This is a genomic window from Sphaerotilus sp., from assembly GCF_041083715.1.
GTDB lineage: Bacteria > Pseudomonadota > Gammaproteobacteria > Burkholderiales > Burkholderiaceae_C > Sphaerotilus.
In genome coordinates this window covers 1-10127 of record NZ_JBFPGY010000160.1, presented here as the reverse complement: position 1 = coordinate 10127, position 10127 = coordinate 1, and the positions used below count along the sequence as shown (strand labels likewise).

Sequence of the window (10127 nt, the reverse complement as noted above, 5' to 3'; positions counted from 1 at the left end):
CACCCCGCCTGAGCTGACCCCGCCCACGACGGACTGACCGACACCGAGCGCCCCCACTGCGGGGCGCACGTCGGCGCTCGCACGCTTGCACGTCACGCCACAGGGGTTCTCTTCCACGGACTTGTCGCCCCCTGTGCGCGTCCCGGCTCGGCGTGCGGGCCACCCACGCCGGTAGAGCGGGAACCACGAGACCGGCGACCCAGAGGCGCGAGCTGCAACGGGTGTGGTGGGGCGTTCGGGCCTTGAATGCAGCCTGTCGCGGGCGTCGAAACCGCCCGCGATCCCCGTAGCGACCGACTGACCGACCGATGGTGCGCGTCACGCCGTTCCGCCAGGGGCCAGCCCGACGCGCCTGCTTGGCTTCACCGCCGCGGCGTGCTGGGTCGAGGCTTGCCCCTTCGCTCCCTCCTTCCCTCTCTCCGGTACCTTGGAAAGTGCGGGCGACAAGTCCTCAGTTGGGGATTTTTCTATCGGGTCTTGAACGGACGCAGTGGCCCGATCAATCCCCGCCCTGATCCCCCGACACCCGCCGCACCACCCCCAGCTTCAGCCCGACGATCCCCAGCAGCCGGTTCATCGTCTGCACCGTGCCTTCGCTGCGGCCTTGCTCGATGTCCTGCACCGTGCGGTGCGAAACACCCGCCAGCCTCGCCAGCTCGGCACTGGTCAGGCGCATGGTCGTCTTCAGGTGGCGGATCGCGTCGGCCAGCGTCCACTCGGGGTGGGCAAGCACGGCCTCGATGGCCTGGCGGCGCAGCCGCACCTGTTCGCTGACGGGTAGAGGGTGGTAGCGCTTGTCCATGGTCGGTTCAGCGCAGTCCGTCGAGCTGGCGGGCCAGAGACTCGATCCCGGAACGCAGCAGGGTGTGGACCGCTGCAGACAGCCCCATCGCCTCGCCCTCGCGCCCGATGTCAGCCAGCGTCGGGGCCATCTGCCGCAGCCCGTCGCGCAACAGCGTGCGGTCCAGCGCCGCGTGTCGCCTGTCCGGCCCAGGCTTGCTGTCCTGGCAAACGGCATCCAGCACCCGCGACCAGTCCGGCCGCCCCGCATCGTTGTCCACCCAGCGCATCCGCCGCCCGATGCCATCCGGGTGCAGGAACATCGGTGCGAAGTCGAACAGTGGCGACAGCGCGACGTGCCCGCTGAAATCCCGCTGCAGTGCCGTGTTGCGGGCGTGGTTGTCCTTGTTGCCCAGCGCCAGATTCGCCACGTCGCGCCGCAGGTATTCGAGTACCTCGGCCTGTGGATCTGTGCAGCGCCGCACAAGCTGCCGACAGACCGCGTCATGGCTCGGTGCGGTACCGAACCCGGCTGTGCCGGTCAGCGAGGCGATGCTTTCCTGGGCCAGCCGCTCGACCCCGTTCGCACCGACGCGGCGATCAAACCGGGGGATGAACAACGCCCGCTCGCGCAGCACCAGCGGCGCATGCACCCGCAACCCGAGCCGCTGCGCCAACCCCATGTAGACCGCCTCGTGGCGCAGGATCTCGGCCAGCGGCTCGCTGCGCCCCCGGCCGAACTTGACGATGTAGTGCATGTGCGCCTCGGCGTCGGGCAGCGTGTGGTCCAGGTACAGCAGGCCATCTGCTGCCCTTGTCAGCAGCAGCTTCGGCCACTCGCCCTGCACACCAGACGAACCCGCCACGAACAGGCCATGTGCCCCCAGGTGATCGGTGAAGTCGCCACCGCGCTCGGCGACTTCTGCATCCGTGAAGCCGCAGCACTCACCCGCCCGGTCGGCCAGCCACTCGGCCGCCTCGCGGATGCGCAGGTGCCCGACCGGATTCGCCGCCCCAGCCAGCAGCAGCGGCCAATCCGCCGGCTCGGCCGCCGTCTCCGGCAGGTTCAGCCGCCGCAGCATCTCCTCCCGGCCGAAACCTTGCGGCAACAGGTCGATCAGGAACACTGGCCAGTGCGGCAATTCCAGGGGTGCAAGCCCGACCGGAAAGCGGCAGGTGAACGCATGGGCATCGCGCGCGCCCTCATGCTCGACAGCCCAGGCCACGTCGTACCCGGTGTAGCTGCGAGCGCGCCAGCCCTGCTGCGGAGGTGCAAACAGGCTGACACTGCCCACGTCGCGCCAGGCGCCTGCAGTGAAAAGCTGGATCGTGCAGTCAGGATTCATTTGCACAGAATTCTAGTCATTCAAGACGGTTAATCCCATCTGATCTAACTAGATATCTGTGCGATTGAGGAAAATCCCCCCGCTCACCCCGCCGTCACCCGAATCCCCTTGAACTGCCCCGCCACCGGCAAGCCCGCCCCTGCAGGCTGTGGATAACCCACCGGATCGAAGCGATGCAGCAACTCCGCCTCCCGCACCCGCGCCAGCGCGAGGTTGGCCAACTTCACATGCCCGTAGCCGCGCACCGTGTGCGGCACGCTGGCGATCTGCACGGCCAGCGCACGCTGCTTTGGTGAGGCATCCGCCGCCAGTGCGGTGAGCAGTTCGCGCACGCGGGCTTCGTAGCGGGCGATCAGTTCGCGTTCGGTGCGGCGCTCGTCCGTGTGGCCGAACAGGTCGAACGCGGTGCCGCGCAGCACCTTGCCCTTGGCGAGCCAGCGCATCGCCGGCAACAGCCACGCGCCGATGCGGAGCTTGCGCGGCGGCTGGCCGTCCTTCGGGCGGGCGAGCAGCGGCGGGGCCATGTGGAATTCGAGCCGGAAGTCCCCTTCGAACTGCGCCTCCAGCCCCTGCCGGAACGCGGGGTCCGTGTAGAGCCGGGCAACTTCGTACTCGTCCTTGTAGGACATCAGCCGCAGCGCCTGCGTCGCGACGGCGCGGGTCAGCGGCCGGGCGGCGCTGTCCGGCAGACCGGCCTCGACGGCGCCCACCTCGTCCACCAGTGCGTGCCAGCGCTGCGCCCATGCGGCGTTCTGGTAACCGGTGAGGTGCGCCACGCCACGGGCGATCAGCGCCTCCAGCGGCTCGACCGCGGGTGCGTCCTCGGCCGGCTCGTCCAGCAGCGCGCGGCAGGCCACCGGGTCCGCCGCCGCCAGCCGCCCGAGCGCGAAGGCGTTCAGGTTGTTCTCCACCGCCACGCCGTTCAGCGCGATGGCCCGTTGCATCGCCGCCAGGCTCACCGGCACCAGCCCGGCCTGCCACGCGAAGCCGAGCGCGACGATGTTCGACACGATCGCGTCGCCGAGGAAATCCTGCGCCAGCCGCTGTGCATCCAGCGTGCGCACCTGCCCGGCGCCGGCCGCGTGTTCGATCTTCTGCAGCAGCAGCGGCGCCTTCAGGCTCGCATCGGGGTTGTGCAGCGACTCGGCGACCGGCGTCTCGTGCGTGTTCGCCAGCACGCGGGTGCGGCCGTGGCGCACGGTCTGCAGCGCCTCCGCCGAAGCGCCGACCACCAGGTCGCAGGCCAGCAGCGCGTCTGCCTGCTGCGCATCGATGCGCACCTGGTGCAGCCGCTCGGGCCGGTCCGCCAGCCGCACGAAGCTCAGCACCGCGCCGCCCTTCTGCGCGAAGCCCATGAAGTCGAGCACGCTGGCCGCCTTGCCTTCGAGGTGTGCGGCCATCGCGATCAGCGCGCCGACCGTGACCACGCCCGTGCCGCCGACGCCGGTGACGAGCAGGTCGTAGGGCGCCGCCCAGACATGCGCGGCGGGCAGCGGCAGCGCGTCGATGCGGCGGCGGAACGGGCTGTCCGCGCCGGCCGCACCGACCAGCGTGCCGACGTGTTTCTTCAGCCGCCCGCCGACCACGCCGACGAAGCTCGGGCAGAAGCCCTTGGCGCACGCGTAGTCCTTGTTGCAGCTCGACTGGTCGATGCGCCGCTTGCGGCCGAAGGCCGTCTCCTCGGGCAGCACGGCGACGCAGTTGGACTGCACCGTGCAGTCGCCGCAGCCCTCGCACACCGCCTGGTTGATGAACAAGCGCTTCGGCGGATCGACCAGTTCCTTCTTCTTGCGCCGCCGCCGCTTTTCCGCTGCGCAGGTCTGCTCGTAGATCAGCACCGTGACGCCGGGCACTTCGCGCAGGCGGCGCTGCACGGCATCGAGTTCGCTGCGGTCGTGGAAGGTGGTGCCGGGCGGGAACTGGCCATGCTGGCCGTCGTACTTGGTGATGTCGTCGCTCAGCACGACCACCTGCCGCACGCCCTCGGCCTCGACCTGCCGCGCGATGCGGTCCACGCTGGTGACGCCGTCCACCGGCTGGCCACCGGTCATCGCCACCGCATCGTTGTAGAGGATCTTGTAGGTCAGCGTCGCCTTGGCCGCCACCGCCTGCCGGACCGCAAGGTAGCCGGAGTGGTAGTAGGTGCCGTCGCCGAGGTTCTGGAAGACGTGCGGCTCGCGGGTGAACATCGCGTGCGAGACCCAGTCCACGCCCTCGCCGCCCATCTGGATCAGGCCCTCGGTGTCGCGGTCCATCCAGGTCGCCATGAAGTGGCAGCCAATGCCGGCCTGCGCCCGCGAGCCCTCGGGCACCTTCGTGGACGTGTTGTGCGGACAGCCGGCGCAGAAATACGGCGCCCGCCGCACACCGTCCGCGTCGTTGTGCAGCAGCGCCGGCAGCGTGAAATCGACGACGAGGTGGCGCCGGTCCAGCGCCGGAAACCGCTCGGCCACCCAGCGCGCGACCAGTTCGATCAGCCGCGACGGCCGCAACTCGCCAAGCGCCGACACCAGCGGCTGGCCAGCCGCATCACGCTTGCCGAGGAGGGCAGGGCGCTGGTCGGCGGAGGCGTTGTAGAACAGCTCGCGCAACTGCGTCTCCACCACCGGCCCCTTTTCCTCGATGACGAGGATCTCGCGCAGTCCGGTGGCGAAGTCGGTCAGCCGCGTCGGCTCCACCGGGTAGGTCAGCCCGACCTTGTAGAGCCGCAGGCCGGCTGCGGCGAGATCGTCCGGCGACAGGTCGAGCCGGCGGAAGACCTCCATCAGATCGACGTGCGCCTTGCCGGCCGTGACGATGCCGAACGTGGCGCGCTGCGAGGCGATCACCGTGCGGTCGATCGGGTTGACGCGGGCGAAGGCGCGCACCGCGTCGAGCTTGGCGTGCAGCCGCGCCTCGATGGTCAGCGAGGGCAGGTCGGGCCAGCGGTAGTGCAGCCCGTCGGCGGGGGGTGTGTAGCCGGTGCGGGCGCGCACGGTGTCGCCGTCCTGCCAGGCCGACACGCGCTGGGCGAGCGGGTCGAGATCGACGGTGGTGCCGCTTTCCACCACCTCCGACAGCGCCGTGAACCCGACCCACGCGCCCGAGAAGCGCGACAGCGCCCAGCCGTACAGCCCGAACTCCAGCATCTCCGCCACCGTCGCGGGCGACACGGTCGGCACACTCCACGCCTGGAAGGCCTGGTCGCTCTGGTGCGGCGTCGAGGACGACACGCAGCCGTGGTCATCGCCCGCGACGACGAGCACGCCGCCGTGCGGGGACGAGCCGTAGGCGTTGCCGTGCTTGAGCGCGTCGCCCGCGCGGTCCACGCCCGGTCCCTTGCCATACCAGAGCGCGAACACGCCCTCGACCGTGCGCTGCGGGTCGGACTCGACACGCTGTGTGCCGAGCACGGCGGTGGCGGCCAGCTCCTCGTTGATCGCCGGCAGGAAGCGGATGCCGAGTTCATCCAGCCGCGGCTGCGCCTTCCACACCTGCTGATCGACCATGCCGAGTGGCGAGCCGCGGTAGCCGCTGATGAAGCCGGCGGTGTGCAGACCGCGCTGCACATCCAGCGTTTTCTGCATCGCCATCAGCCGCACCAGTGCCTGCGTGCCGGTCAGGAACACGGTGCCTGTGGTGCCCCACAGGTTGTCGGTCAGGCGGTAGTCGGTGCGCAGCGCAGGGGCCGGGTTCAGCAGGGCGGTCATTCGAGTCTCCGTCGATCGGATGGATCGTTCTTGTCGGAAAACTTTAGAGGCCAGCGCCCGTCGATTGGTTCTTTTCTTCCCTTGGTTTCGCTATAAATTGGAATGTGCAGACCCATTGCTGCGGAGACATGCGAATGAATGAACTTGACCGCCGGGACGCCCTGATCCTGACCGAGCTGCAGCGCGACTCGCGCCAGTCCATTGCCCAGATCGCCGAGCGCACGGGCCTGTCCACGACCCCGTGCTGGAAGCGGCTGCGCGAGCTGGAAGCACGCGGTGTCGTCACCGGCTACACCGCGCTGGTGGACCGCGAGCAGGTCGGGCTCGGGCTGTGCGTGATCGCCGAGGTCAACCTGTCGCCGCACACCGAGGACACGGTGCAGCGCTTCGAGCGCGAGGTCGCCGCCTGTCCGCCGATCGTGAGCTGCTACAGCACGACCGGGCAGAGCGACTACGTGATGCGCGTGCTGGTGCGCGACATCAAGGCGTACGACCGCTTCCTGCACGACACGGTGTTCAAGCTGCCTGGCGTCACGCATGTGCAGTCGAGCATGGTGCTGCGGGAGGTGAAGGCGCAGGGGCGGCTGCCGATCGAGGTGCCGGCGGGCGGCTCGCTACCATGACATCCCCCTACCTGAAGGTTCCAAGGTGCCGCATGCTGATCCGACCCGCCCGCCCCGATGACCACGCCCAGTGGCTCCCGCTCTGGAAGGGCTACCAGGCGTTCTACCGCGCCGACCTGCCCGACCACGTCACCGACCGGACGTGGCAGCGCTTCCACACGGCGGACGAGCCAATGCACTGCGCGGTCGCCGAACTCGGTGGCCAACTGGTCGGGATCGTCCACTACATCTTCCACCGCAGCTGCTGGACCACCGGCGACTACTGCTACCTGCAGGACCTCTACGCTGCACCCGAGCACCGCGGCCAGGGCATCGGCCGGGCGCTGATCGAGCATGTCTACGCCGAGGCGGCGCGGGCCGGGGCCTCGCGTGTCCACTGGCTGACCCACGAGACCAACCACGACGCGATGCAGCTGTACGACCGGATCGCCGACAGGAGCGGCTTCGTGCAGTACCGCCAGCGGATGGCTTGAGGCCCGTGCCATGGACGTCGCTTCGCCTGCCCCGTGGCCGCTGTTTCTCCAGTCGCTCTGGATCGGCCTGTCGATCGCCGCGCCGGTGGGGCCGATCGGCCTGCTGACGATCCAGCGCACGCTGGAGCGGGGCACCCGCGCCGGCCTGGCCACCGGGCTGGGCGCGGCAGCAGCGGACGCCTGCTACGGCGCGCTCGGCGCCTTCGGCTCGCGGCTGGTGATCGACGCGCTGGCACAGGCGCGGCCGGTGCTGCTGGTGCTGGGCTGCGCGGTGCTGCTGTGGATGGCGTGGTCGCTGTGGCGCGCACCACCGGCCGCCCGCGCCGCGCCACTGCCGGACGGAGGGCAGCTCGGCCAGCTCTTCGCCGGCACCTTCGTGCTGACGCTGTCCAACCCGTCCACCATCTTCTCGTTCATGGCGATCTTCGGCGCGCTCGCCGCGGGCAGCGCCATGCCGGCGGCCCCGGGGCCGGTGATCGCCGGCGTGTTCTGCGGGTCGGCGCTGTGGTGGGGGGTGCTGTGCGCGGGGGTGGGGCGCTGGCGGGCACGGCTGGATGGCACATGGCGGCGCAGGATCAACCGGGTCGCGGCGGTGATGCTGGCGGGGCTGGCGCTGTGGCAGGTGGTCGCGGCGATACGGTAAGCCGCGGATGGGATGGCAAACACGCCCGCTCCGCTGCTAACATGGCCCCGGCTGCCCTGCAGCCAACGTCGCTCGGACGGTTCCGGGCGCTCACGTGAAAGCCACTGCCAATGTCTTCTCCTGCCTCCACTTCGGGCAAGCGCCGCTTTGCGCGCATCGATCGCCTTCCTCCCTACGTCTTCAACATCACGGCCGAGCTGAAGCTCGCCGCCCGCCGCCGTGGCGAGGACATCATCGACCTCAGCATGGGCAACCCCGACGGCGCCACCCCCGCGCACATCGTCGCCAAGCTCACCGAGGTCGCGCAAAGGCCCGACACCCACGGCTACTCGGCCAGCAAGGGCATCCCGCGTCTGCGCCGCGCGATCAGCCACTGGTACAAGGACCGCTACGCCGTCGACATCGACCCGGACAGCGAAGCCATCGTCACCATCGGCTCGAAGGAAGGGCTGGCGCACCTGATGCTCGCCACGCTCGACCGGGGCGACACCGTGCTCGTCCCCGACCCGAGCTACCCGATCCACATCTACGGCGCGGTGATCGCCGGCGCGGACATCCGCTCGGTGCCGAACGTGCCCGGCGTGGACTTCTTCGCCGAGCTGGAAAAGGCGATCCGCGGCAGCTACCCGAAGCCGAAGATGATGGTGCTCGGCTTCCCGAGCAACCCGACGGCGCAGTGCGTCGAGCTGGAGTTCTTCGAGCGGGTCATCGCGCTGGCCAAGAAACACGAGATCCTCGTCGTGCATGACCTCGCCTACGCCGACATCTGCTTCGACGGCTGGAAGGCGCCGTCGATCATGCAGGTGCCGGGCGCCAAGGACATCGCGGTCGAGTTCTTCACGCTGAGCAAGAGCTACAACATGGCCGGCTGGCGCATCGGCTTCATGGTCGGCAACCCCGATCTGGTCGCCGCGCTCGCGCGCATCAAGAGCTACCACGACTACGGCACCTTCACGCCGCTGCAGGTCGCCGCCATCGCCGCGCTGGAAGGCGATCAGCAGTGCGTCAAGGACATCGCCGCGACCTACCAGAAGCGCCGCGACGTGCTGGTCAAGGGCCTGCGCGAGGCGGGCTGGCCGGTCGAGTGCCCGAAGGCGTCGATGTACATCTGGGCGAAGATCCCAGCGCACTATGCGGCGATGGGCTCGCTGGAGTTCGCCAAGCTGCTGATGGAGAAGGCCAAGGTCTGCGTGTCGCCCGGCATCGGCTTCGGCGACCACGGCGATGACCATGTGCGGTTCGCGCTGATCGAGAACGAGGGGCGGATCCGGCAAGCGGTGCGCGGGATCAAGGCGATGTTCAAGGCCGACGGCCAGGACAGCTGACGGCCTCGATGCCCTGCGCCACCGGGTTCAGGGCTTCAGATCCGCGGCCTTGATCGCCGGCTGCCAGTCCGCCACCTGTTTGGCCACGAAGGCGGTGAACTCGGCCGGCGTCGCCTTGCGCGGCGTGATGCCGAGTTCGGCGAAGCGCTTGACGATGGCCGGGTCGGACTCGATCTCGGCCAGCGCGCGCGCCAGCCGCTCGGTCACCTCGCGCGGCAGGCCAGCCGGGCCGGAGACGCCGAAGTAGTTCTCCGCCACCAGTTGCGGCAGGCCCAGCTCGGTCACCGTCGGCACGTCCGGCAGCAGTGGCGAGCGCGTGGGCGTCGTCACGGCCAGCGCGCGGATCTGGCCGGACTTGACGATCGGCACAAAGGCGGTGATCACGTCGATGCCGACGGGGATCTGACCCGAGATCAGATCGGTGGTCATCGGCGCCCCCCCGCGGTAGGGCACATGCGCCATCTCGATCTTCATCGCGTCCTTGGCCATCTCGCCGACGATGTGGCCGATCGAGCCAGGGCCGCCCGAACCGAAGACGTAGCCGGGCGTGGCAGCGGCCCTGGGCAGGTCCTTCAGCGTCGCCGGGCCGCTCTTCGGATTGGCCATGATCAGCACGGGTGCGACGCCGAGCATCGCCACGTGGGTGAACTGCCTGACCGGGTCGTAGGGCGGCTTCGGCACGGTGAAGGGGCCGATCGACGTGGGCGTGGAGTTGGACAGCATCAGCGTGTACCCGTCCGGTGCGGCACGCACCACGTCGAGGCCACCGATGGTGCCCCCAGCGCCGGGCTTGTTGTCCACGACCACCGGTTGGCCGAGCGCCCTGGACAGCGGCTCGGCGATCACGCGGGCGACGATGTCGCTGGCGCCGCCGGCGGCGAAGGTGACGACCAGCCGGATCGGCTTGTCGGGCCAGGCGTGCGCGGCCGGGGTGCCGGACGCGATGGCGGCGAACAGGGTCAAGGCGATCAAGGGGCGGCGGCGCATGGGGTCTCCGGTGGGCAATGTTCCGAAGGGCCATGCAATGCCTGTGCCGTCAGCGACTTGGTCACATTCCTGTCCGCCCTGCTGCTGGTGATGGCGGAGCCGACGCTCTCGGCCCCATGGCTGCGGTGGCTTGGCCTGCCTCACGCTGGGCCTGGTGTACGGCGCAGGGATGGCGTGGCTCTATGTGCATCGGTCGGACGAGCTTCGGTTGCTGATCGCCGGCATGCTCGCCACCTCGCGGCAGTTCGTCGCCAGTGGCCA

The 10127-nt window shown here is 69.7% G+C and carries 8 protein-coding genes; 4 read left to right on the top strand and 4 right to left on the bottom strand.

What is annotated here, in order from left to right:
• Positions 1-499: 499 nt before the first annotated feature.
• The 3 genes from AB3X43_RS07305 to AB3X43_RS07295 all read right to left on the bottom strand — a co-directional run bounded on the left by AB3X43_RS07305 (position 500) and on the right by AB3X43_RS07295 (position 5815).
• Positions 500-802, bottom strand: coding sequence for a helix-turn-helix domain-containing protein (locus AB3X43_RS07305; RefSeq protein WP_369429198.1), 303 nt, complete (start codon positions 800-802; stop codon positions 500-502).
• A 7-nt stretch (positions 803-809) separates the two neighbouring features.
• Complete coding sequence (locus tag AB3X43_RS07300; RefSeq protein ID WP_369429197.1) at positions 810-2126, bottom strand: type II toxin-antitoxin system HipA family toxin; 1317 nt, start codon at positions 2124-2126, stop codon at positions 810-812.
• Between the two features lie 83 nt (positions 2127-2209).
• Positions 2210-5815, bottom strand: coding sequence for an indolepyruvate ferredoxin oxidoreductase family protein (locus AB3X43_RS07295; RefSeq protein WP_369429196.1), 3606 nt, complete (start codon positions 5813-5815; stop codon positions 2210-2212).
• A 134-nt stretch (positions 5816-5949) separates the two neighbouring features.
• Here AB3X43_RS07295 and AB3X43_RS07290 point away from each other — a divergent pair, with 134 nt between their 5' ends.
• The 4 genes from AB3X43_RS07290 (at position 5950) to alaC (ending at position 8879) form a co-directional block, all read left to right on the top strand.
• Entirely contained in the window at positions 5950-6438 is a 489-nt protein-coding gene (locus AB3X43_RS07290) for an Lrp/AsnC family transcriptional regulator (RefSeq protein WP_369429195.1), read from the top strand.
• Between the two features lie 32 nt (positions 6439-6470).
• The gene (locus tag AB3X43_RS07285; RefSeq protein WP_369429194.1) at positions 6471-6911 is read left to right on the top strand and encodes a GNAT family N-acetyltransferase; all 441 of its coding nucleotides are present in this window, start codon (positions 6471-6473) and stop codon (positions 6909-6911) included.
• Positions 6912-6921: 10 nt separating this feature from the next.
• A complete protein-coding gene (locus tag AB3X43_RS07280; RefSeq protein ID WP_369429193.1) occupies positions 6922-7554 on the top strand; it encodes a LysE family translocator in 633 nt (210 codons plus the stop codon).
• Positions 7555-7664: 110 nt separating this feature from the next.
• Complete coding sequence (gene alaC / locus AB3X43_RS07275; protein WP_369429192.1) at positions 7665-8879, top strand: alanine transaminase; 1215 nt, start codon at positions 7665-7667, stop codon at positions 8877-8879.
• 27 nt (positions 8880-8906) lie between these two features.
• Here the strand turns inward: alaC and AB3X43_RS07270 are convergent, their stop codons facing one another.
• A complete protein-coding gene (locus AB3X43_RS07270; protein WP_369429191.1) occupies positions 8907-9866 on the bottom strand; it encodes a Bug family tripartite tricarboxylate transporter substrate binding protein in 960 nt (319 codons plus the stop codon).
• Positions 9867-10127: the final 261 nt, after the last annotated feature.

Excerpts from the sequence above, each read along its gene's own strand:
- AB3X43_RS07305 (WP_369429198.1), bottom strand. The coding sequence starts at position 802 with ATGGACAAGCGCTACCACCCTCTACCCGTCAGCGAACAGGTGCGGCTG.
- AB3X43_RS07300 (WP_369429197.1), bottom strand. The coding sequence starts at position 2,126 with ATGAATCCTGACTGCACGATCCAGCTTTTCACTGCAGGCGCCTGGCGC.
- AB3X43_RS07295 (WP_369429196.1), bottom strand. The coding sequence starts at position 5,815 with ATGACCGCCCTGCTGAACCCGGCCCCTGCGCTGCGCACCGACTACCGC.
- AB3X43_RS07290 (WP_369429195.1), top strand. The coding sequence starts at position 5,950 with ATGAATGAACTTGACCGCCGGGACGCCCTGATCCTGACCGAGCTGCAG.
- AB3X43_RS07285 (WP_369429194.1), top strand. The coding sequence starts at position 6,471 with ATGCTGATCCGACCCGCCCGCCCCGATGACCACGCCCAGTGGCTCCCG.
- AB3X43_RS07280 (WP_369429193.1), top strand. The coding sequence starts at position 6,922 with ATGGACGTCGCTTCGCCTGCCCCGTGGCCGCTGTTTCTCCAGTCGCTC.
- alaC (WP_369429192.1), top strand. The coding sequence starts at position 7,665 with ATGTCTTCTCCTGCCTCCACTTCGGGCAAGCGCCGCTTTGCGCGCATC.
- AB3X43_RS07270 (WP_369429191.1), bottom strand. The coding sequence starts at position 9,866 with ATGCGCCGCCGCCCCTTGATCGCCTTGACCCTGTTCGCCGCCATCGCG.